The 21,989-nt window shown below is 64.9% G+C and carries 24 protein-coding genes, 1 tRNA gene and 1 pseudogene; 3 read left to right on the top strand and 23 right to left on the bottom strand.

Annotation, left to right across the window (positions count from 1 at the left end):
• Nucleotides 1-13: 13 nt before the first annotated feature.
• Entirely contained in the window at nucleotides 14-3,193 is a 3,180-nt protein-coding gene (locus tag BME24068_RS15330; protein WP_174926550.1) for a type VI secretion system Vgr family protein, read from the bottom strand.
• A gap of 359 nt (nucleotides 3,194-3,552) precedes the next feature.
• Between BME24068_RS15330 and BME24068_RS15325 the strand changes: the two genes are divergently transcribed.
• A complete protein-coding gene (locus BME24068_RS15325; protein ID WP_096504305.1) occupies nucleotides 3,553-4,353 on the top strand; it encodes a transporter substrate-binding domain-containing protein in 801 nt (266 codons plus the stop codon).
• 81 nt (nucleotides 4,354-4,434) lie between these two features.
• Here BME24068_RS15325 and BME24068_RS15320 read toward each other — a convergent pair whose 3' ends face one another.
• Nucleotides 4,435-4,638: a hypothetical protein gene (locus BME24068_RS15320; protein ID WP_096504303.1), complete on the bottom strand. Its 204-nt coding sequence runs from the start codon at nucleotides 4,636-4,638 to the stop codon at nucleotides 4,435-4,437.
• Between the two features lie 512 nt (nucleotides 4,639-5,150).
• Here BME24068_RS15320 and BME24068_RS35380 point away from each other — a divergent pair.
• Nucleotides 5,151-5,457, top strand: a pseudogene (locus BME24068_RS35380) (LytTR family DNA-binding domain-containing protein); the annotation flags it as partial.
• Nucleotides 5,458-5,640: 183 nt separating this feature from the next.
• Here the strand turns inward: BME24068_RS35380 and BME24068_RS15310 are convergent.
• The 7 genes from BME24068_RS15310 to BME24068_RS15280 all read right to left on the bottom strand — a co-directional run bounded on the left by BME24068_RS15310 (nucleotide 5,641) and on the right by BME24068_RS15280 (nucleotide 10,782).
• Nucleotides 5,641-5,716: transfer RNA gene (locus tag BME24068_RS15310), tRNA-Thr, on the bottom strand.
• 19 nt (nucleotides 5,717-5,735) lie between these two features.
• Nucleotides 5,736-6,260 carry a ClpXP protease specificity-enhancing factor gene (locus BME24068_RS15305; protein ID WP_174926549.1) on the bottom strand — a complete coding sequence of 175 codons (525 nt, stop codon included), beginning with the start codon at nucleotides 6,258-6,260 and terminating at the stop codon, nucleotides 5,736-5,738.
• A 71-nt stretch (nucleotides 6,261-6,331) separates the two neighbouring features.
• Nucleotides 6,332-6,943: a glutathione S-transferase N-terminal domain-containing protein gene (locus BME24068_RS15300; RefSeq protein WP_006400565.1), complete on the bottom strand. Its 612-nt coding sequence runs from the start codon at nucleotides 6,941-6,943 to the stop codon at nucleotides 6,332-6,334.
• Between the two features lie 94 nt (nucleotides 6,944-7,037).
• The gene (locus BME24068_RS15295) at nucleotides 7,038-7,796 is read right to left on the bottom strand and encodes a cytochrome c1 (protein WP_174926548.1); all 759 of its coding nucleotides are present in this window, start codon (nucleotides 7,794-7,796) and stop codon (nucleotides 7,038-7,040) included.
• 21 nt (nucleotides 7,797-7,817) lie between these two features.
• Nucleotides 7,818-9,200, bottom strand: coding sequence for a cytochrome b (locus BME24068_RS15290; protein WP_096504275.1), 1,383 nt, complete (start codon nucleotides 9,198-9,200; stop codon nucleotides 7,818-7,820).
• Nucleotides 9,197-9,817, bottom strand: coding sequence for a ubiquinol-cytochrome c reductase iron-sulfur subunit (gene petA, locus BME24068_RS15285; protein ID WP_096504273.1), 621 nt, complete (start codon nucleotides 9,815-9,817; stop codon nucleotides 9,197-9,199). The genes BME24068_RS15290 and petA overlap by 4 nt, the downstream gene beginning before the upstream one ends.
• 218 nt (nucleotides 9,818-10,035) lie before the next feature.
• Nucleotides 10,036-10,782, bottom strand: a complete 747-nt coding sequence (locus BME24068_RS15280; protein ID WP_096504271.1) for a Nif3-like dinuclear metal center hexameric protein — start codon at nucleotides 10,780-10,782, stop codon at nucleotides 10,036-10,038.
• A gap of 21 nt (nucleotides 10,783-10,803) precedes the next feature.
• Between BME24068_RS15280 and BME24068_RS15275 the strand changes: the two genes are divergently transcribed.
• Entirely contained in the window at nucleotides 10,804-12,009 is a 1,206-nt protein-coding gene (locus BME24068_RS15275) for a Do family serine endopeptidase (protein ID WP_096504269.1), read from the top strand.
• Between the two features lie 186 nt (nucleotides 12,010-12,195).
• Here the strand turns inward: BME24068_RS15275 and tatC are convergent, their stop codons facing one another.
• From tatC to hisD, 14 genes are all read right to left on the bottom strand, one after another.
• Nucleotides 12,196-12,978 carry a twin-arginine translocase subunit TatC gene (gene tatC, locus BME24068_RS15270; protein ID WP_096504267.1) on the bottom strand — a complete coding sequence of 261 codons (783 nt, stop codon included), beginning with the start codon at nucleotides 12,976-12,978 and terminating at the stop codon, nucleotides 12,196-12,198.
• A 41-nt stretch (nucleotides 12,979-13,019) separates the two neighbouring features.
• Nucleotides 13,020-13,553, bottom strand: a complete 534-nt coding sequence (tatB, locus tag BME24068_RS15265; protein WP_096504265.1) for a Sec-independent protein translocase protein TatB — start codon at nucleotides 13,551-13,553, stop codon at nucleotides 13,020-13,022.
• Between the two features lie 26 nt (nucleotides 13,554-13,579).
• A complete protein-coding gene (gene tatA, locus BME24068_RS15260) occupies nucleotides 13,580-13,810 on the bottom strand; it encodes a Sec-independent protein translocase subunit TatA (RefSeq protein ID WP_034183658.1) in 231 nt (76 codons plus the stop codon).
• A 94-nt stretch (nucleotides 13,811-13,904) separates the two neighbouring features.
• Entirely contained in the window at nucleotides 13,905-14,270 is a 366-nt protein-coding gene (locus BME24068_RS15255) for a histidine triad nucleotide-binding protein (protein WP_096504263.1), read from the bottom strand.
• Between the two features lie 29 nt (nucleotides 14,271-14,299).
• The gene (locus tag BME24068_RS15250; protein WP_096504261.1) at nucleotides 14,300-14,692 is read right to left on the bottom strand and encodes a DUF4870 family protein; all 393 of its coding nucleotides are present in this window, start codon (nucleotides 14,690-14,692) and stop codon (nucleotides 14,300-14,302) included.
• Nucleotides 14,693-14,763: 71 nt separating this feature from the next.
• Complete coding sequence (locus BME24068_RS15245; protein ID WP_044845953.1) at nucleotides 14,764-15,129, bottom strand: phosphoribosyl-ATP diphosphatase; 366 nt, start codon at nucleotides 15,127-15,129, stop codon at nucleotides 14,764-14,766.
• A complete protein-coding gene (gene hisI / locus BME24068_RS15240) occupies nucleotides 15,126-15,542 on the bottom strand; it encodes a phosphoribosyl-AMP cyclohydrolase (protein ID WP_048251404.1) in 417 nt (138 codons plus the stop codon). The genes BME24068_RS15245 and hisI overlap by 4 nt, the downstream gene beginning before the upstream one ends.
• Entirely contained in the window at nucleotides 15,542-16,315 is a 774-nt protein-coding gene (hisF, locus tag BME24068_RS15235; RefSeq protein ID WP_096504259.1) for an imidazole glycerol phosphate synthase subunit HisF, read from the bottom strand. The genes hisI and hisF overlap by 1 nt, the downstream gene beginning before the upstream one ends.
• Nucleotides 16,316-16,435: 120 nt before the next feature.
• The gene (hisA, locus tag BME24068_RS15230) at nucleotides 16,436-17,191 is read right to left on the bottom strand and encodes a 1-(5-phosphoribosyl)-5-[(5-phosphoribosylamino)methylideneamino]imidazole-4-carboxamide isomerase (protein ID WP_096504257.1); all 756 of its coding nucleotides are present in this window, start codon (nucleotides 17,189-17,191) and stop codon (nucleotides 16,436-16,438) included.
• 311 nt (nucleotides 17,192-17,502) lie between these two features.
• On the bottom strand, nucleotides 17,503-18,144 hold the full coding sequence (gene hisH / locus BME24068_RS15225; RefSeq protein WP_096504255.1) for an imidazole glycerol phosphate synthase subunit HisH: 642 nt from the start codon (nucleotides 18,142-18,144) through the stop codon (nucleotides 17,503-17,505).
• Entirely contained in the window at nucleotides 18,141-18,761 is a 621-nt protein-coding gene (locus BME24068_RS15220; protein WP_096504253.1) for a YchE family NAAT transporter, read from the bottom strand. The genes hisH and BME24068_RS15220 overlap by 4 nt, the downstream gene beginning before the upstream one ends.
• A 60-nt stretch (nucleotides 18,762-18,821) precedes the next feature.
• Entirely contained in the window at nucleotides 18,822-19,409 is a 588-nt protein-coding gene (gene hisB / locus BME24068_RS15215; protein ID WP_006477126.1) for an imidazoleglycerol-phosphate dehydratase HisB, read from the bottom strand.
• 65 nt (nucleotides 19,410-19,474) lie between these two features.
• The gene (gene hisC / locus BME24068_RS15210) at nucleotides 19,475-20,548 is read right to left on the bottom strand and encodes a histidinol-phosphate transaminase (RefSeq protein ID WP_096504251.1); all 1,074 of its coding nucleotides are present in this window, start codon (nucleotides 20,546-20,548) and stop codon (nucleotides 19,475-19,477) included.
• 120 nt (nucleotides 20,549-20,668) lie between these two features.
• Nucleotides 20,669-21,985, bottom strand: coding sequence for a histidinol dehydrogenase (hisD, locus tag BME24068_RS15205; protein ID WP_174926547.1), 1,317 nt, complete (start codon nucleotides 21,983-21,985; stop codon nucleotides 20,669-20,671).
• Nucleotides 21,986-21,989: the final 4 nt, after the last annotated feature.

Here is a 21,989-nt window from a genome sequence, read left to right as displayed (position 1 = left end):
ATATGCCGCCCTCTCAGGATTTCAGCGGTCCGCCGAACCCGCTCGTCGGCAGCTTCATGCCCGTCGCACCGGCAGCCGACGCCACCGTCGCAGCCCCCTTGCCGGCGATCCCGGCAACGCCCGGCAATGCACCCTGCAGCGCGCCGGATGCCGCATTCGCAACCGGCGCGGCCAGCGCCGCGAGCCCGCCTTGCCGCGCTGCCTGCACCATCCCGGCCACCTGCTTCGCGGCACTGCCCAGGCTCGAGGCCGTCTGCAGCGCAGACGCTGCGCCTGCCCCACCCAGCACACTTGCCGCGGCCGGCAACGCGGAGCTCGCCAGTCCGCCCAACGCGGCACCGGCCCCACCTCCGCTCACGAGCCCCATCGCAGCCGTCGTCGCCGCCGGCGCCATCCCCTTCAACTGGCTCGCGAGCTGCTCCGTCGCCGCGGCCTGCGCTGCCTGCGGCGACGGCTCAACAGGCTCGACCGGCCACTGGGCCTGCTTAAAGTAATTCGCCGGCTGATCCGACTCGCGCGGATCCTTCCCGAACTCGACACGCACCGCGCCCGGCGGCAAACCACTCACCGCCGTATACCCGCTGTTATCGAGCGCACCTTTCTTCAGCACGGCGCCGTTCACGTCTCTCACCGTGAACAGCCCGCCCTTCACCGCCTCGCCGTTCACGTACTTGTGAAACAACTCCAGTTGCCCCGGCTGATCCGGCCGCGGGCTCGGCAACGGATATCCCATGCTCGCCGGCCCGGCGAACGTATGCGACGCACCCTTCACATCCACCGCACCCGGTGTATGGATCTCGATGTTCCCGCCCTGGATGCGGATATACCCGCCGCCGCTCGTCAGCAGAATCCCCTGATCGGCCGCGATCTCGATCCGGTCGGTGGCCGACACGACCTTCACCGCCTTCTGCGCGGTCACCTCGACGTTGTCCGACTGCGCCTGGATCTCGACCTTGCCCTTGCCCGCGAACAACTTCATCCCCGCGTTCTGCACGAACAGGCTCAGCTTCTGCCCGATGCTGCCGATCAGCGACTTGCCCGTCGCGACATGCACGCTCTGCCCGCTCGCGACGTTCACGTGATCGTTCGCGACCATGTGCAGCGACTGCTGCGTCGACATCCCGATCCCGGACGGGCTGCCGAACAGCATCACCGGTTCCTTGAACGCGTTCGCACTGCCCGTGCCGCCGCCTGCGGTGCGGCCACCGGACGTGCTGCCCGATACGTTGTTCTGCGTTGCGTCGGCAAATGCGCGCATCGTGTCGTGCGCATCCTTCAGGCTCTCCGCCTGATGCTGTTCGCTCACGCCCGACATCGCTTCGACCAGGCTCTCGCCGGTCACGAGCTGCTGCTGCGCCTCCTTCACGTCGAGCGGCTGGCTGTTCGCCGCCTTGGGATGCGTCGTCACGTACAAGCCCTGGCTCGCCCGCACCGCGCCATACGCATCCGAGCGCAGATCGAACCCGCTGCCCAGATACGACCCGCGCGCATTGCCGTTCTGGTCGATGATGTAGCCGAGATGCAGCAGGCTGTTCGCACTGCTGCTCATCAGCTGCACGCGGTTCTGTCCGGTCGCGTCGTCCATCACGAGATGATTGTAGCCGCTGCCCGAATACTCTTTCGACCGATACCCGGAGAGAATCCCGTCGCTATGCCACTGCGGCTGGTTCGCGCCGTTGTACACGCGCCCGACCGCCAGCGGCCGGTCGCAATCGCCGCCGACGTAATCGATCAGCACTTCCTCGCCGATGCGCGGCACGTGCACGCCGCCGTAGCCGCCCCCGGTATCCGACTGCACGACCCGCACCCAACACGATGCGTTCTCGTTGCCCGGGTTCAGCCGATCCCATACGAACTGCACACGGATCCGGTTCAACTCGTCGGTATAGACTTCCTCGCCTTGCGGCCCGACGACGATCGCCGTCTCGAGATGCATCTTCGGCTTGTGATGCTCGAACGGGCTGCGATACGGCACGTTCACGCGCTGCGCCTCGACCTCGACGAGGTAGAAGCCGACCGAACCGTCGTCATGCGGCACGCGAAACGCGGGGTCGGCGCCGTAGCCTTCCTGCGTCTGCGTCAACGCTTCGCGCAGGCTGTACGGAAAATCCGCGCTGCTGCTCGCAACGGGCAGGTTGTTCTCGATCCACCATGCGACATCGATCGCGGCGAATTCGCGCTGGTCGGCCGGATCGCGATCGTGCTCGGGATGATCCGCGAGCGTGAAGCGCCGGCCGGCATCGATCGCGCGCACGCCGCCCGCGCCGTGGAAGCGCTTCGCCTGCGACTCCCACTCCTCCATCCGGATTTTCGTGAGATGGTCGCCGCGCGTCTGGTCCAGATACGTGTACGCGCCGGTGTACTCGTAGACTTCGAGCTGATCCGGCAATTCGCCCTGACCGCCCATCGTCGGTAGCGTCGTGCCCTTCGGGTTCGACGGCTGCGCCGGATTCTTGTAGTCGAACGTGCGCGTCGTTCGCGTCACGCTTTGCAACGTACGCGATCCCGACCATTGCGTGAACGCGTCGGCTTCGCTCGCCGCGCCGCCACGGTAGAAGCGCACGGTTTCCGGCGACAGCGGCGCGAACGCCTGCAGGTTGTCGGTGATCACGAGCGTATGCGACTTGCCGTCGTCGGCCTGCTGCCACGTGCAGTAGAGCCCTTCGCTCTCCATCAGCCGGTGCACGAAATGCCAGTCGGTGTCGTGCTGGCGCGTGTACGAACGGCTCGGCAGCGGCTGCGACAGCGCGAAACGAAAGTGCCCCTGCGCCTGCGGATGCCGGTTCAGCACGTCGCTGATGATCTGGTCGACGGTGGTGTCGTTCCAGAGCCGCTGGTCGCGACGAAACTTCAGGAAATGGGTGAAATCGGCGAACGTGAGCTGATACGTCGTGAGCCCGCCGTCGGCGCCGAGGCGGCGCGCGGTGTGCACATATCCGTTGATCGGACGGTAGCTGCGATCGCCTTGCTGAATCCACAACGTGACGGGTTGCGCGATCAGTTTTTTAAGTTCCAGGTCGCTATCGGCCGACAGCACGTCGAGCGTGAATTCGTACGCGCGCCCGATGCGCGATCGCCCGACCGCTCGCTGCACGGTCAGGACATTGGCGCCCAACGGGGTATCGAGCTTCAGCAGCCGGTCCTGCTGAAGCAACCCGCCGCGCAATGCGGCAACAGTGTTCTGCATGTTCATGGCAACGGCCTTTTCTTCTTCTGACGCACCCTCGGACGGCGCGATATTCGATTTCGTTTGCGCGATTTTACAGACAAATTACTGAATCAATTGGAAAATGACCTGATTTAAAGGAGTATTCCCAAGCCTGTTCACAACAAGGCAGTCGGCCTGCCGGAACAAAAATCCGGACCATGCCGGCGGCGTCGTCACGCTGCGCCCGCCACCCCACCGCCTGCTGAAATCGATTGCAATCAGGGCCACTTCGACTTCCGGTGCGCGCCGGTTGCGAGTAGTGTCTACGTGCCCGTATTCCGGCCCAGCCCGGGCACGATCGATGCCCGGCGCTCGATTACCACACTGAACCCTGGAGATCTGCGATGAAACGTTCGAAGTTCCTGTTGTCGGGCCTGCTGCTCGCGTCGGCTCTCGGTTTCACGGCCATCGCCGCACACGCGGAAGACCTGCTCGACTCGGTGAAGAAAGCCGGCGTGCTGCGGGTCGGCCTCGAAGGTACGTATCCGCCGTTCAACTCGCGCGGCACGTCGGGGCAACTCGAGGGCTTCGACGTCGACGTCGCGAATGCGGTCGCCGGCAAGCTCGGCGTGAAGACGCAGTTCGTCCCGACCGAATGGAGCGGCATCATCGCCGGGCTGCAGGCCGGCAAGTTCGACGTGATCGTGAATCAGGTCACGATCACGCCGCAGCGCAAGGAAGCGCTCGACTTCAGCGAGCCGTACACGTACTCGGCCGCGCAGTTGATCCAGCGCAAGGACGACACGCGCAGCTTCAAGTCGCTCGACGATTTCAAGGGCAAGAAGCTCGGCGTGACGCTCGGTACCAACTACGACCAGATGGCGCGCAGCGTGCCGGGCATCGAGGTGCAGACGTATCCGGGCGCGCCGGAAAAGCTGCGCGACCTCGCCGCCGGCCGGATCGAAGCGACGCTCGACGACCGCCTGATGCTGCCGTACATGATCAAGACGTCGAACCTGCCGCTGCGCGCGGGCGCGGTGCTGAACGGCGGCAAGCAGGAGATGGCGATTCCGTTCCGCAAGGGCAATCCGAAGTTCGAGAAGGCGATCAACGATGCACTGGATTCGCTGCGCAAGGACGGCACGTTGAAGAAGATCTCGATGCACTGGTTCGGCAGCGACGTGACCGTGCCGGTCGCGCAGTAAGCGGGTTTCCGCGCTTTCAAGGCGTCACGTCCTTCGCTGCGGGGAAGGCGTGACGCTCGTCCGCGGTTCCGTTTCCTTCCCTCAAGCCGCTTCGTCGAAGCGGGCAAGCAACCGTTGTCCGATCGGCGTCAGCGCCGGACGCACGGCGACGGCATTCACACGCACCTGCGTATCGTCGACCAGCCGCTTTTCGACGAGCACGGCGAAGGCCGGGTTCGTCGGGTCGACGCCGTCCGGCGAGCGCGCAATGCGCAGCAGCATCGAAAATTCATGCGGACTCAGCATGGTCCCTGTCTCCTGATCGGGTGTGCGATTCAATTCGAACCGACGTCGATCGTGTTTTCGAATGGAATGGTGCGGTATAGGGTCGATGCGCCGCCGGGAGCGAGATCCCGGTTGGCCGCTTGGGCGACGCGGGCACGGCGTCGTGGGCGGGATGCGCATGCCCGTTCGCGGCGCTGCCGCCGCGACGGGAACGTGCAACCTTAGGGGCACACCATGACGCGGGCGTGACAGGAAAACAGGGGCGCAACGGCGCGCGCCGCATGCCCGTTTTCGTTCGATTCTGCCCGGGTTTCGGGTTCGTCAGCGCCGTCGTCGTTGCGGCCCTCGGCGACCATTTTCGGCCTCATCGACTCATCGAGAATCGACCGGATGAGCAATGCCGTTTCGATGCATTACACCGGCCTCGCGCATGCTGCGCACGACCACGCTGACCGCACGCCCGAGCGGCATCCCGACGAGCACGCCTCGTACCGCGAACGCCAGCATCACGAAGCCGGGCGTCGCGGCCCACGACGGTGGGCGTGAAGGATGCAACGCGATTCGTTGCAGTCGACGACGTGCTGTATTTTCAGGCGGCGGACAAATACACCGAAGTGGTGACGGCCGACCAGCGGCTTGTGATTCGCACGCTGTTGACGGAACTGATGCCGCAGCTCGATTCGGAACGATTCGCGCAGGTGCATCGCGGGTGATCGTTGCATACGCAGCGATCGACCGCGTCGAACGCGACTTGCCGGGAAGGCTGCGGATTCGCGTGCGCGGGCAGCGGGAGTATTGCCGGTCAGTCGCGCGTATGCGGGGTTGTTCAGGCAGATGTGACGGATGTTTATCCCGACGAGCGGGAAACATGTGCGTCGATTCCGGCTCTCGCCGCGCTGCTTGAGCGCTTACCGCACACCAAGCAGCTTTGCCTCCAGCCCGTCGCGAATTCAACGTCTCGCAAAGCGAGAGCCGAAACGAAAAAAGGGGCTACGCAAACATCGCGTAACCCCTTTTCGGATTTGGTGCCGGCTGCAGGACTCGAACCCGCCACCTGATGATTACAAATCAACTGCTCTACCAGATGAGCTAAGCCGGCGTAAGCGCGAGATTCTACCTCATTTCACGATCTTGAGGCGAGGTCTGCTGCTGCCTTTCGACCCGTCTCCATCGGATTTCGGCGGTTCGTCGGCGCCTTCGGAGGGTTCCTCGTTCGCGCCGCTGTCGGCGACGGGCGTCAGTGTGGACGAAGGCGCGTCGCGCGACGCACCGTCGTCGGCCTGCGCGGCATCGTCTTCGAATGCACCCGAATCCTCGGCCTCGCCGGCCACCGCATCGACCTGGAACGCCATCCCCTGACCGTTCTCCCGCGCGTAGATCGCAAGCACGTTGGCCACCGGAATCTCGATCTTGTGCGCCTTCCCGGAGAACCGGGCAGTGAACTCGATCCACTCGTTACCCATCTGCAACTGGCTCGTCGCCTCGAAGCTGATGTTGAGCACGATCTCGCCGTCACGCACGAACTGACGCGGCACGCGCGTCGAGTTGTCGACCCTCACCGCGATATGCGGCGTGTAACCGTTATCGGTGCACCACTCGTACAGCGCGCGCAGCAGATAAGGCTTCGTTGAAATCTCTTGCATCACAATCCTCGAACCCGGAGCGGGCACGCGGCACGCCGCGCCGCCCGCTCCGTCATGCACTCATTGCATCATCAACGACGCATGACCTTTTCGGACGGCGTCAGTGCTTCGATATAGGCCGGACGGCTGAAGATCCGTTCCGCGTACTTCATCAGCGGCGCGGCATTCTTCGACAGCTCGATACCGTAGTGATCCAGACGCCACAGCAGCGGCGCGATCGCAACGTCGAGCATCGAGAACTCTTCGCCGAGCATGTACTTGTTCTTCACGAAGATCGGCGCGAGCTGCGTCAGGCGATCGCGGATCGCGAGGCGTGCCTTCTCGTGGTTCTTCTCCGCAGCCTTGCCCTTCTCGTTCTCGAGCGTGCTGACGTGAACGAACAGCTCCTTCTCGAAGTTGAGCAGGAACAGGCGCGCGCGCGCGCGCTGCACCGGATCCGCCGGCATCAGCTGCGGATGCGGGAAGCGCTCGTCGATGTATTCGTTGATGATGTTCGATTCGTACAGGATCAGGTCGCGCTCGACCAGAATCGGCACCTGACCGTACGGGTTCATCACCGAAATGTCTTCCGGCTTGTTGAACAGGTCGACGTCACGGATTTCGAAGTCCATGCCCTTCTCGAACAACACCAGCCGGCAACGCTGGGAGAACGGGCAAGTTGTGCCGGAATACAGAACCATCATATTTGCGTTTCCTCAAAAAAGCCGAGGGCCGGCACGCGGCGCAACCCCTTTCACGGGTTCCGCCTTGCGCCGGCCCCACGCCGGTCAGGCGTGTTTACTTGATATCTTTCCAGTACGCGGCATTGAGCCGCCAGGCCAGGAAAGTCAGGACACCGAGAAAGATCAGCACCCACACGCCGAGGCGTTTGCGGGTCTGCTGGGCCGGCTCGGCCATCCATGTCATATAGGCCACCAGGTCGGCTACCGCAGCATCATAATCCGCCGACGACAACGTCCCCGGCGTGACCTGCTGGAAGCCGACGAGCGTGTGGACCTTCTCGCCCGTCTCCTCGTCCGTCTTGTCTTCGAATTTGGCCGTGCGCTGCCCCTGCAGTTGCCACAATACGTTGGGCATGCCGACGTTCTCGAACACCGCGTTGTTCCAGCCGGTCGGCCGCGTATCGTCGCGGTAGAAACCGCGCAGATACGTATACAGCCAGTCGCGGCCGCGCGCCCGCTCCTCGACCGACAGGTCGGGCGGCGTGGTGCCGAGCCAGTTCTTCGCGTCTTCGGGCCGCATCGCAACGGACATCGTGTTCCCGACCTTATCGGTCGTGAACAGGAGATTCGTTTCGATCTCCTTCTGGGATATGCCCAGATCCGTCAGACGGTTGTAGCGCATCAGGTTCGCGCTGTGGCAGTTCAGGCAATAGTTTACAAACAATTGCGCGCCGTGTTGAAGCGAAACGAGATTTTCCGTGTTATCGGGCGCCCGGTCGAGCGGAAAATTACCTTCCGCACGTGCGGCGGGCGCCACGAGCAGCGCAACGGCCGTCACCCCGATCAGCGCGAGCGTCGAAAGCAGTTTCTTCATGTCGTTCTCTCCTCGCTCACGTTAATGGGGCTTGAAGCGCACCCGCTCCGGCGGCTGCTTGAACGTGCCAAGCGGCGTCCAGACGGGCATGCCGAGGAAGAACGCGAAGTAGATCAGCGCGCAGCCCTGCGCAATCAGCGTCGCGGCCGGCGATGGCGGCCGTGTGCCGAGGAACGCGAGGGTCAGGAACGCCGCGACGAAGATCCCGAGGAACACCTTGTGGAACAGCGGCCGGTAGCGGATCGACTTCACCGGGCTGCGGTCGAGCCACGGCAGGAAGAACAGCGTGATCACCGCCGAGCCCATCACGACGACACCCCAGAACTTCGACTCCGTCAGGAACATGAACACGACGATCGCCGCGGCCAGCACCGGCAGCCCGGCCTTCCACTTGCCGCGCGCACGGATCAGCGCCAGCACGCCGAGCAGCGCGATCACGATCATCAGCACGATCTTGAACGGATCGGTGGTGGCGCGCAGCATCGCGTAGAACGCAGTGAAATACCAGACCGGCGCGATCTCGGGCGGCGTCTGCAGCGGGTTCGCCGGCACGAAGTTGTTCGACTCCAGGAAGTAGCCGCCCATCTCCGGCGCGAAGAACACGATCAACGCAAACACCATCAGGAACACGCAGACGCCGAAGAAATCGTGCACCGAGTAGTACGGATGGAACGGGATGCCGTCGAGCGGGATGCCGTTCTCGTCCTTCTTCGCCTTGATCTCGATGCCGTCCGGGTTATTTGACCCCACTTCGTGAAGTGCGACCAGGTGCGCGATCACGAGGCCGACCAGCACGAGCGGAATCGCGATCACGTGGAACGCGAAGAACCGGTTCAGCGTGACGTCGGACACGACGTAGTCGCCGCGAATCCACAGCGACAGGTCCGGGCCGACGAACGGGATCGCCGAGAACAGGTTCACGATCACCTGCGCGCCCCAGAACGACATCTGGCCCCACGGCAGCAGGTAGCCGAAGAACGCCTCGGCCATCAGGCACAGGAAGATCGCGCAGCCGAAGATCCACACGAGTTCGCGCGGCTTGCGGTACGACCCGTACATCAGCCCGCGGAACATGTGCAGATACACGACGACGAAGAACATCGATGCGCCGGTCGAGTGCATGTAGCGGATCAGCCAGCCCCATGGCACCTCGCGCATGATGTACTCGACCGACGAGAACGCCAGCGTCGAGTCGGGCTTGTAGTTCATCGTCAGGAAAATGCCCGTGACGATCTGGTTGACGAGCACGAGCAGCGCGAGGGAGCCGAAGAAGTACCAGAAGTTGAAGTTCTTCGGCGCGTAGTACTCGGAAACGTGCTTTTTCCAGGTGGACGTGAGCGGGAAGCGCTGATCGATCCAGCCGGTGAGACCTGTCGTGGAGACTTCCTTGTTGTCGGCCATCACGCTTCTCCTTTCTCGTCCTTGCCGATCACGAGGGTCGTCGCCGACGTGAACATGTAGGGCGGGATGTCGAGATTCTGAGGCGCCGGCTTGTTCTTGAACACACGGCCGGCGAGGTCGTAGGTCGAACCGTGACACGGGCACAGGAAACCGCCCGGCCAGTCGTCCGGCAGGTTCGGCTGCGGACCCGGCGTGAAGCGTTGGCTTGGCGTGCAGCCGAGGTGCGTACACACGGCCATCACGACGAGAATGTTCTTGCGATCGGTGCGCGAACGGTACTCGTTCGCGCAATACGCGGGCAACGGCATCGAATACGGGGATTTCGTGGTCGGATCGGCCACTTCCTTGTCGGCCTTGACCACGTCGGCCAGCATGTCGTCGGTGCGGTTCAGGATCCAGACCGGCTTGCCGCGCCACGGCACGGTAACCATCTCGCCGGGTTTCAGGCTGCTGATGTCGACCTCGACCGGCGCGCCGGCCGCTTTTGCTTTTGCGGACGGCGCCAGCGACGCCGCGAAAGGTATGACGGTGGCTACGCCTCCTACGCCACCTGCTACGGATGTCGCAATCAGCCAGGTACGGCGGCCGCTGTCGACGCGTTTCTCTTCCTTGTCTCGCATCACACGCCCCACTTCTGAGTTGGATTTTCCGTCACGACTTTCCATTCCGTCGCTAGTTTGCTCGAATGGAGTCGCCATTTACAAGGCCCGGAGATGAAAATCCGTTCGAAGTGGTTGATAGTTAAGGGTTTTCCCCCACTATAGAAGCGATTAAATCATTTCACTTTTAAGCATCCGCTACATAGCGAAATTTCGATGCGCCGCCGCAAATCCGGCCTTCAGACCGGATTATGAATATCGATAAAAAGGTGTTCGATATCGAATTCTTCGGACAAGTGCGCCCCGAGCGCCTGGATTCCGTAGCGTTCGGTCGCATGGTGCCCCGCCGCAACGAATGCGACGCCGCTTTCGGCCGCCGCATGCGTGACGGATTCGGATACCTCGCCGGTGAGGAACACATCGGCGCCGGCATCGATCGCCGCGTCGAAATAGCTCTGCGCGGCGCCCGTGCACCACGCGATGCGGCGCAGTTGCATGTCGAGGTCGCCGAGCACGAGCGGCGTGCGACCGAGCGTGCGCTCGATCTTCGCGACGAAGTGCTCGAGCGAGACGGGCATCGGCAGCGTCGCCATCCAGCCGAGATCGCCGTCGCCGAAACGCTGCTCGCCGATCAGCCCGAGCTTCTCGCCGAGCTGCGCGTTGTTGCCGAATTCCGGGTGCGCGTCGAGCGGCAGGTGGTACGCGAACAGGTTCAGGTCGTTCGCGAGGAGCAGCTTCAGGCGCTGGTACTTGCGACCGGTGATCTGCGGCGCCTCGTTGCGCCAGAAATAGCCGTGATGGACGAGCACCGCATCCGCCCCCCATTCGAGCGCCGCCTCGAGGAAGGCGACCGATGCCGTGACGCCGGTGGCGATCTTCTCGATCTTGCGGCGCCCCTCGACCTGGAGGCCGTTCGGGCAATAGTCCTTGAAGCGCGCGATTTCAAGGGTATTGTTCAAGTACAATTCAAGTTCGATCCGATCCATATAAACCTCTAATCCATTCAGATGCTTAGACGCTTCTGGCTGTTCTTCGCGCAGGCGGTAACCGTACTGCTCGCGCTGATGTTCATCGTCGTGACGCTCAAGCCGCAATGGCTGCAACGGCAAGGACAGCTCGGCAAGCAGCTCGCCACGCCGATCGTTGCACTGCGGGAGGTCGCGCCGGGCATCGGCGGCGCACCGGCGACCACGTCGTACGCCGAGGCGGCGCAAAAGGCGATGCCGGCCGTCGTCAACGTATTCTCCAGCAAGGACGGCTCTTTGCCGCCCGATCCGCGCGCGAAAGACCCGCTGTTCCGCTACTTCTTCGGCGACCGCAACGCCCGCAAGCAGCAGGACGAACCGGCCGCCAACCTCGGCTCGGGCGTTATCGTGAGCCCGGAAGGTTACATTCTAACGAACCAGCACGTCGTGGACGGCGCCGACCAGATCGAAGTCGCGCTCGCCGACGGCCGCACGGCCACCGCGAAGGTGATCGGCAGCGACCCGGAAACCGATCTGGCGGTGCTGAAGATCAACGTGACGAATCTGCCGACGATCACGCTCGGCCGCTCCGACCAGGCTCGCGTGGGCGACGTCGTGCTCGCGATCGGCAACCCGTTCGGCGTCGGCCAGACGGTCACGATGGGGATCATCAGCGCGCTCGGCCGCAATCACCTCGGCATCAACACGTTCGAGAACTTCATCCAGACCGACGCGCCGATCAACCCCGGCAACTCGGGCGGCGCGCTGGTCGACGTGAACGGCAACCTGCTCGGCATCAACACCGCGATCTACTCGCGCTCGGGCGGCTCGCTCGGCATCGGCTTCGCGATCCCCGTGTCGACCGCACGCACCGTGCTCGAAAGCATCATCACGAACGGCTCGGTCACGCGCGGCTGGATCGGCGTCGAGCCGCAGGACGTCACGCCGGAGATCGCCGAGTCGTTCGGGCTGTCGCAGAAATCGGGCGCGATCGTCGCGGGCGTGCTGCAGGGCGGCCCGGCCGACAAGGCCGGCATCAAGCCGGGCGACATCCTCGTCAGCGTGAACGGCGACGAAATCACCGACACGACGAAGCTGCTGAACACCGTCGCGCAGATCAAGCCGGGCACGCCGACCAAGGTGCACGTCGTGCGCAAGGGCAAGGAGTTCGACGTGAACGTCGTGATCGGCAAGCGCCCGCCGCCGCCGAAACAGACGCTCGACGATCAGGACAGCGACTCCGAATGACGCCCGCCGGGCGGCGCGGCCGCGCCGCCTGCGAGCGGTAGCCGGACATGAAAAAAAGGGCAGCCGATCCGGCTGCCCTTTTGCTTTGCATCGCTTGTCTTGCCCGGCGGCGGTCAACCGCTCCGCACCATCCGCGCAACGCTCGGCTTTTGAAACATCGCCGGGCCGCCGCGTGCAGCGCCTTCGTCACCCCGCGGCGCCATTCTCCGCTTCGGTCTCTTCCGTCGGCTTCGGCACGAAGAACCGTGCGGCCAGCAGCCCGATCTCGAACAGCACGATGAGCGGCAGCGCGAGCATCAGTTGCGAGAACACGTCCGGCGGCGTGACGACCGCCGCGACGATGAAGGCGCCGACGATCACGTACGGCCGGATCTCCTTCAGCTTCTTCACCGTCAGCACGCCCATGCGTACGAGCAACACGACGATGATCGGCACCTCGAACGTGACCCCGAATGCGATGAACATCCCGAGCACGAAGCTCAGGTAGTTGTCGATGTCGGTCGACATCTCCGCACCGAGCGGCGCGTTGTAGTGCGCCATCACGCGGAAGATCGTCGGGAAGACGAGGAAGTACGCGAACGCCATCCCGCACAGGAACAGGAAGTAGCTGCTGCCGACGAGCGGCACGACGAGCTTCTTCTCGTGCTGGTACAGCCCCGGCGCGACGAACGCCCAGATCTGGTACAGCACGACCGGCAGCGCGATCACGAGCGCGACGAGCATCGTGACCTTCATCGGCACGAAGAACGAGCCGGTGACGTCGGTCACGATCATCCTGCCGCCCTTCGGCAGGTTCTCCATCAGCGGCCGCGCGAGCAGCCGGAAGATGTCGGGCGCCCAGTAGACGAGCCCGAGAAACACGACGATCACGGCCAGCCCCGCGCGAATGATGCGATCGCGAAGCTCGACGAGATGGGAAATAAAGGTTTCTTCCGGGGCATCGCCCGGATTCTGCTGGGGGTCGCTCACACCGGCCCTCGGTAGGATTGACGAGCGAGCATGCGCTCGGCTCAGAAGAAGCGCGTCGGCCGGCGCAGGCTGGCCGGCTGGTGGCGCGCGACACGCGCGGCGCCCGACTGCACGTGCGTGCGGCGGGTGGTCGCGCGCTTGTACCAGACAGGCGTCGCCGCCTGTTTCACGCGCCAGTTGCGACGCTTCGACGCGATCGCTGCCGCGCTGCCGCGCCACGACGACGGCGCTGCGGGCGTGTCGGAGCCGTACGAGTCGGCATCGACCGAGCCATCATTGAGACCGCCGACCGCGGAATGCCACGTGTCGTTCAGTTCCTTTTCGTGCTCGCGCAGGTTGTCGTGAATCGTCGTCTCGACATTGCGCGCGGCCGCCTCGAAATCGGTCTTCATCGTGCGCAACGCGTCGAGCTCGATTTCGCGCGAGACCTCGGCCTTCACGTCGTTGATGTACCGCTGCGCGCGGCCGAACAATGCGCCCGCCGTACGCGCGACGCGCGGCAGGCGCTCGGGGCCGAGCACCACGAGCGCGACGACGCCGATCAGCGCCATCTTCGAAAGACCGAGATCCAGCATCGCGAATGCCTGTCAGCGTGCCGGCGTCAAGCCTTGTTCGAGTCGGAACGCGTCGTTTCCTTCGCGTTGACGTCGACCGAGCCCGAGCGCGGCAGTTGCTGCGCGTCCGCCGGCGTTTCGCCTTCCTTCATGCCGTCCTTGAAACCCTTCACGGCGCTGCCGAGATCGTTGCCGATATTGCGCAGCTTCTTCGTACCGAAAACCAGCGCGACGATCAGCAGCACGATCAGCCAGTGCCAAATGCTCAATCCACCCATGATGAAACCTCTCCTCAACCACGCCGCGTCGCGGCGTAAATCGCCGGCGGCACGCCGGCTTCGACTATCGATGCGGGGAAAACGCCCCGCTGCGTCAACCCATCCGCTGCCACGGGCGCGGGCCGGCCAGGATGTGCGCGTGCAGGTGGTAGACCTCCTGCCCGCCGCCGGGGCCCGTGTTGATCACCGTGCGAAACCCGGTTTCGCCGCCCGTATACGCGACGCCGAGCTGGTCGGCCAGACGCGCGACGAGCAGCATCAGCCGGCCGAGCATCGGCGCATCGGCGTCGGTCGCCGCCGACAGCGTCGGCAGGTGCCGGCGCGGAATCACGAGCACGTGTGTCTCGGCCGCCGGGCGGATGTCGCGGAACGCGACGAATTCGTCGTCCTCGTGCACCTTCGTGCTCGGGATCTCGCCCGCCGCGATCTTGCAGAACAGGCAATTCGGATCGTGACTCATGTTGCTCCTGCGAAACGCCCGCTCGCCGGTCAGAACCAGGCCTGCGGATCGAGCGTCTTGTTGTCGTTCAGGTACAGCCAACCTTTGATGATACGGTACAGCGTCCAGATCCATGTGACAAACATGATGACGAACCCGACCACCACGAACATCAGCGCGAAGCCGATCACGTACGCGATCAGCGCGCGCCAGAACGTGCGGATCTGCCACTCGAAATGGTCGGCGTACGGCGTGCCGGCCACATCGCCGCGCTTCACGTAGTTGATGATGATCGCGATGATGCCGGTGACGCCGCCCGTCAGCCAATGAATCGCGTAGAGGCCGTACAACACGTGCGTCAGCGTGCGCAATCCGTTCAGCCGCTCGGCCTCCGCGGCGCCCTGCACCGACGGCGTCGGAAACTGGCTCGGCGTATCGGTCATGATGCTACCCTCGTAAGATGACAATTCTTACAGCTTACCGCACTGTTGCCGGTGCGGCAGGCCGTCGGCTGTCACCCGCCGTTTTCCTCGCGCTCGCGGCGCTTGCGCAGCGCCTTTTCCTCGATGCCCGACAACCCTTCGCGGCGCTCGAGCTCGGCGATCACGTCGGCCGGGCTCAGGTCGAAATGCGACAGCATCACGAGGCAGTGGAACCACAGATCGGCCACTTCGCCGACCAGCGCCGTCGGCGCGCCGCCCTGGCGCACGTCCTTCGCGGCCAGCACGACTTCGGTCGCCTCTTCGCCGATCTTCTTCAGCACCGCGTCGTCGCCCTTGTGGAACAGGCGCGATACGTACGATTGCTCGGGGTCACCGCCCTTGCGGCTATCGATCACGGCGGCGAGGCGCAGCAGCGTGTCTTCGGTCGATTGCGTCATTTGTAGATGTGTTCGGGATCTTTCAGCACCGGATCGACCGCGACCCAGTCGCCGCTGTCCACGTTGCCTTCGAATTTCTGGAAGAAGCACGAATGCCGGCCGGTGTGGCATGCGATGCCCGACACCTGCTCGACCTTCAGCAGCACGACGTCCTCGTCGCAGTCGAGCCGCACCTCGTGCACGTGCTGCACGTGGCCCGACTCCTCGCCCTTGAACCACAGGCGCTTGCGCGAGCGCGAATAGTAGACCGCGCGCTGCGTCTCGATCGTCTTCGCCAACGCCTCGCGGTTCATCCACGCGAACATCAGCACGTCGTTCGTCGACGCTTCCTGCGCGATCACCGGCACGAGGCCGTTGTCGTCCCAGCGGACCTTGTCGAGCCACGCGGGCAGGGATTTCGTTTCCGTATTCATCACAGCCTCACCGGGATGCCCTGGTCGGACATGAAGCGTTTCGCCTCGCCGACCGTGTGCTCGCCGTAGTGGAAGATGCTTGCGGCCAGCACCGCGTCGGCGCGGCCGTCCTTGATGCCGTCCGCCAGATGCTGCAGCGAACCGACGCCGCCCGATGCGATCACCGGCACCGGCACCGCGTCCGACACGCCGCGCGTGAGCGCGAGGTCGAAGCCCGACTTCGTGCCGTCGCGGTCCATGCTCGTGAGCAGGATCTCGCCCGCGCCGAGCTCGGCCATCTTGCGCGCCCATTCGATCGCGTCGAGGCCCGTGCCCTTGCGGCCGCCGTGCGTGAACACTTCCCAGCGCGGCGTCTCGCCGTCGGCCGACACGCGCTTCGCGTCGATCGCGACGACGATGCACTGCGAGCCGTACTTGTCGGCCGCGTCGCGCACGAGTTGCGGGTTCGCGACCGCCGACGAGTTCATGCTGACCTTGTCCGCGCCCGCGTTCAGGAGGCGCCGCACGTCTTCGACGGCGCGCACGCCGCCGCCGACGGTCAGCGGAATGAAGACCTGCGATGCGACGGCCTCGATGATCGGCAGGATCAGGTCGCGCTGGTCGGAGGTCGCGGTGATGTCGAGGAACGTGAGTTCGTCGGCACCCTGATCGTCATAGCGGCGAGCGATTTCGACGGGGTCGCCGGCATCGCGCAGTTCGACGAAGTTGACGCCCTTGACGACACGCCCGGCAGTCACGTCCAGGCAGGGGATGATGCGTTTAGCTAGAGCCATGATGTTGCGCCAAATGCCGCGATGGGATGGCCGGTTGCGGGCGGCCGGTTTCGGACGCCTCGCGCGAGGCGCCCGGTCGGGGCTGCGGCAGGCAGCCCCCGGCGAACGGAACGACCGCGCTTACGCGTCGTCGAGTTCGCCGTTCAGTTCGTCCGCGCGCTTTTGCGCGGCCGAGAAATCGAGGTCGCCGGAGTAGATCGCACGGCCGCAGATCACGCCTTCGACGCCGTGTTCTTCCACTTCGCAGAGGTTCTCGATGTCGGTGAGGTTCGACAGGCCGCCGCTTGCGATGACCGGAATGCCGACCGCCTGTGCGAGCTTCACCGTCGCCTCGATGTTGATACCCTGCAGCATCCCGTCGCGGCCGATGTCCGTGTAGACGATCGATTCGACGCCGTAGTCCTCGAACTTGCGCGCGAGATCGATCACTTCGTGGCCGGTCAGCTTGCTCCAGCCGTCGGTCGCGACCTTGCCGTCCTTCGCGTCGAGACCGACGATGATGCTGCCCGCGAACGCGGTGCATGCGTCCTGCAGGAAGCCCGGATCCTTCACGGCCGCGGTGCCGATGATCACGTAGGAAAGGCCTGCGTCGAGATACTTCTCGATCGTCTCGAGGCTGCGAATGCCGCCGCCGAGCTGCACGGGGATTTCGTCGCCGACTTCGTCGAGGATCGCTTCGATCGCTTCGAGATTCTTCGGCTTGCCGGCAAAAGCGCCGTTCAGGTCGACCAGATGCAGCCGCCGGGCGCCGAGATCGACCCACTTGCGGGCCATCGCCGCCGGGTCCTCGGAGAAAATCGTGGCCTGGTCCATATCGCCCTGTTTGAGGCGCACACACTGACCGTCTTTGAGATCGATGGCCGGAATCAGCAACATAGCAATCGGGTGTCGTCGTGGAAAAAGAAAAGAATCCGGCGCGCACCGGCCAAACCGGTGCCGCGCCGTCTCGCTAGTTTAGTACAACTCTTTCAGCGCTTAGGGCCTGTTCCCGCCAATAACGGGCTCGCGAACGTGCCTTTCCGGTCCCCCTGCCAGGCGCGAGGAGCGCCGTTTGGCCGAACCTGGCCAGCAACGCTCGACGCCGTAACACGGCGGGAAAGACACGCCCCCCCAAGCTAACAAATCATGCGCGTGACGGCCGCAACACGGGCCTTCCAGGCCCGCGAATTGTGGCACGCATGCGACGCTTACGGTTTCCAGTGTACGAAGTTGCGATACAGACGCAACCCGACCTCCGCGCTTTTCTCGGGGTGGAATTGGGTCGCGAAGAGGTTGTCCCGCGCGACCGCGGACGTAAACGGCGCACCGTACGCCGTTTCGCCGACCGTGTGCGCCGGGTTCTCCGGGCTCACGTAGTAGCTGTGTACGAAGTAGAAATAGGCGTCGTCGGGCACGCCGTCCCACAGCGGGTGCGGCTGCGATTGATGCACGCGGTTCCAGCCCATCTGCGGCACCTTGAAGCGCGAGCCGTCGTCCTGCAGCCGGCCGTCGAGCTCGAACCGCACGACCTTGCCGGGCAACAGGCCGAGGCCCTTCGTGTCGCCTTCGGCACTCCAGTCGAACAGCATCTGCTCGCCGACGCACACGCCGAGCAGCGGCTTCGTGCGCGACGCCTCGATCACCGCTTCCTGCAGCCCCGATTCGCCGAGGCAGCGCATGCAGTCCGGCATCGCGCCCTGGCCGGGCAGCACGACGCGGTCGGCCGCGCGAATCGCGGCCGGCGTGTCGACGATCGCCACGTCGGCGGCCGGTTCGGCCTTCTTGAGCGCCTGCGCGACCGAGCGCAGGTTGCCCATCCCATAATCCACAATCGCAATCGAAGTTTTCATCTCAGTGCAGGCAGTAGCGCCCTCAGTCCATTGACGATGAATTCCACCGCCAGCGCCGACAGCATCAGACCCATCAGCCGCGTGGCGATGTTGATGCCGGTGCGGCCGATCCAGTTCGCGATCGGCTCGGCGAGCCGCATCGCGATGAAACACAGCAAAGCCAGGATCGCGCCAATCGCGACGAGCCCGGCTCGCTCATACCAGTGATGCGAGTTCGCCGCGTAGATGATCACCGTGCTGATCGAGCCGGGGCCCGTGAGCAGCGGAATCGCCAGCGGCACGACCGCGATGTTGTCCTTCATCTCGGCTTCGTGGCGCTCCTCCGGCGTCGATCGCGTGTTGCCGATCTGCGCGTTCAGCATGTTGATCGCCATCAGCAACATGATGATCCCGCCGCCCACTTCGAGCGAGCCGACCGAAATGCCGAAGAAGTTGATGATCTGCTGCCCGAGCAGCGCCGTCACCGTCATCACGCAGAACACCGACACCGATGCGATCCGGATCGTGCGGCGCCGCTCGTCGTCCGTCTGCTGCGCCGTCAGGCTCAGGAAGAACGGCACCGCGCCGACCGGGTTGATCAGCGCAAGCAGCGAAATGAACGATTTGAGCAGATCCATCGCAAGCCGGCGCGGCGCGCCGAAGCCGTGAGGTTGTCCCGGGCGCGGCCCGTCACGAAATCAGAGGCTGCCCTTCGTCGACGGAATCTGCCCCGCCGCACGCTCGTCGAGCTCCACCGCCGCGCGCAGCGCCCGGCCGAAGGCCTTGAACACCGTTTCGAGCTGATGGTGCGCGTTGATCCCGCGCAGGTTGTCGATGTGCAGCGTGACGCCCGCGTGGTTCACGAACCCGCGGAAGAACTCGATCGACAGGTCGACGTCGAACGTGCCGATCCGCGCGCGCGTGAACGGCACGTGGAATTCGAGACCCGGGCGACCCGAGAAGTCGATCACGACGCGCGACAGCGCCTCGTCGAGCGGCACGTACGAATGGCCGTAACGGCGGATGCCCTTCCGGTCGCCGATCGCCTTCGCGACGGCCTGACCGAGCGTGATGCCGACGTCCTCGACCGTATGGTGATCGTCGATGTGCGTGTCGCCATGCGCTTCAACCTCGAGATCGACCAGACCGTGTCGCGCGATCTGGTCGAGCATATGGTCGAGAAACGGCACGCCGGTAGCCAGCTTCTGCTGGCCCGTGCCGTCGAGATCGAGCTTCACACGGATCTGCGTTTCGCTGGTATTGCGAACGACTTCCGCCACACGCATGGCAATTCCTTGAATGAGTCTGATGTAAATGGGGATTGATCATCGCGCGCCGCCGCGCCCTGGGCTCAACCGGGCAGCGCGAGTTTCAAAGCCGCCAGCAAGCGTGCATTTTCGTCGGGAGAACCGACGGTCAGCCGCACGCATTCGGCCAGCAACGGATGCATTTTACTCACGTTTTTGATCAACACCCGCTCGGTGAGCAGCGCATCGAACACGGTCGCCGCGTCCGGCACGCGCACCAGCAGGAAGTTGCCGGCGCTCGGATACACCGTCGTGCCCGGCAGCGCGGCCACGGCCTGCGCGAGGCGCGCGCGTTCCGCGCGCAGTTCGGCCGCCTGCGCATCGAGCACGTCGAGGTGATCGAGCAGGAAATCGGCGGTCGCCTGGGTCAGCACGTTGATGTTGTACGGCGGACGCACCTTGTCGAACTCGGTCAGCCAGGCCGGCAGCCCGGCGAGATAGCCGAGGCGGATGCCCGCGAGGCCGAGCTTCGACACCGTGCGCATCACGACGACGTTGTCGAATTCGGCGGCGCGCGGCAGCCACGAACGCTCCGCGAACGGCTGGTACGCCTCGTCGATCACGATCAGGCTGTGGCGCGCGGCCGCGATGATGCGCTCGACGTCGGCTTCGTCGTACAGCGTGCCGGTCGGGTTGTTCGGGTACGCGAGATAGACGAGCGCGGGCCGGTGCGCGTCGATTGCCGCGATCATCGCGTCGGCGTCGAGCGTCAGGTCGGCCTTCAGCGGCACGCCGACGAATTCGAGCTGCGCGAACTTCGCGGACAGTTCGTACATCACGAAGCCCGGCACCGGCGCGAGCACCTTCGCGCCCGGCTTCGCGCACGCCACCGACATCATGCTGATGATTTCGTCCGACCCGTTGCCGAGCAGCACGTCGCATGCGGCCGGCACGCCCATCGCGTGGCGCAGCTTGTCGAGCAGCGCGCCCGGGCGCGGCGCCGGGTAGCGGTTCAGCGCGACCTGCGCGAGGCGCTCGCCGAGCGCCGCGGCGAGCGGTGCGGGCAGCGAATACGGGTTCTCCATCGCGTCGAGCTTCACGAACCCGCTCGCGTCCGGCACCGGGTAGCTCGTCATTGCGAGCACGTCGCGGCGGATGATGTCTTGTGGCGTCGTCATGGTCTCAAGCCGGCGTGCGTCGCGCCGGCGTCAAATGGTCGGCAAGGCGGCGGCTGCCGCCTTGCACGGGTCTCCTGGCCGACCGGAACCGATGCTTCGGCATCGGCTCCGGCGCGCGTGTCACCCCTTCATCCGGAGTTCGGCGCTGCGCGCGTGCGCCTGCAGGCCCTCGCCGTACGCGAGCTCGGAGGCGATTTCACCCAGCGTCTGCGCACCTTCGGCGCTGACTTCGATCAGGCTCGAGCGCTTGATGAAGTCGTACACGCCGAGCGGCGACGAGAAGCGCGCCGTGCGCGACGTCGGCAGCACGTGGTTCGGGCCGGCGCAGTAGTCGCCGAGGCTTTCGCTCGTGTAGCGGCCGAGGAAGATCGCGCCCGCGTGGCGGATCTGCTGGCCCCATTGCTGCGGCTCCAGCGCGGAAATCTCGAGGTGCTCGGGCGCGATCTCGTTCGCGATCCGGCACGCTTCGGCCATGTCGCGCACCTTGATCAGCGCGCCGCGGCCTTCGAGCGATGCGCGGATCACGTCCTGGCGCGGCATCGTCGGCAGCAGCTCGTCGATCGCCTTCCCGACGCGCTCGAGGAACGCGGCGTCCGGGCACAGCAGGATCGACTGCGCGAGCTCGTCGTGTTCGGCCTGCGAGAACAGGTCCATCGCGACCCAGCTCGGATCGGTCGTGCCGTCGCACAGCACGAGGATTTCCGACGGGCCGGCGATCATGTCGATGCCGACCGTGCCGAACACGCGGCGCTTTGCGGACGCGACGTACGCGTTGCCCGGCCCGCAGATCTTGTCGACCGCCGGCACCGTGGCCGTGCCGTATGCCAGCGCGCCGACCGCCTGCGCGCCGCCGATCGTGAACACGCGATCGACGCCGCCGAGCAGCGCCGCGGCGAGCACGAGGTCGTTCTTCACGCCGTCCGGGGTCGGCACGACCATCACGATCTCGCCGACGCCCGCGACCCGCGCGGGAATCGCGTTCATCAGCACCGACGACGGATAGGCCGCCTTGCCGCCCGGCACGTACAGGCCGACGCGGTCGAGCGGCGTGACCTTCTGGCCGAGCACCGTGCCGTCGCTTTCCGTGTACTGCCAGCTATGCGTGCCGCACTCGATCTTCTGCTTCTCGTGGTACGCACGCACGCGCGCAGCCGCGGCTTCCAGTGCCGCGCGCGCCTTCGGCGCGAGGCCGTCGAGCGCCGTCTGCAACGCATCCTGCGGCAGTTCGAGCGCGGCGACGCTGTGCGCGTTCAGCCGGTCGAAGCGGTTCGTGTACTCGAGCACCGCGGCGTCGCCGCGCGACTTCACGTCGGCGAGAATCTGCGCGACCGATTGCTCGATCGCCTCGTCCTCGCTCGCCTCGAATGCGAGCACCGCACGCAGCGCGGCATCGAAGCCTTCGCTCGTCGAATCGAGTTTGCGGATGGTGATGGCCATGGGA

Source organism: Burkholderia anthina (genome assembly GCF_902498995.1).
In the GTDB taxonomy this organism is placed as follows: domain Bacteria; phylum Pseudomonadota; class Gammaproteobacteria; order Burkholderiales; family Burkholderiaceae; genus Burkholderia; species Burkholderia anthina.
This window is presented reverse-complemented; position numbering and strand designations above follow the sequence as displayed.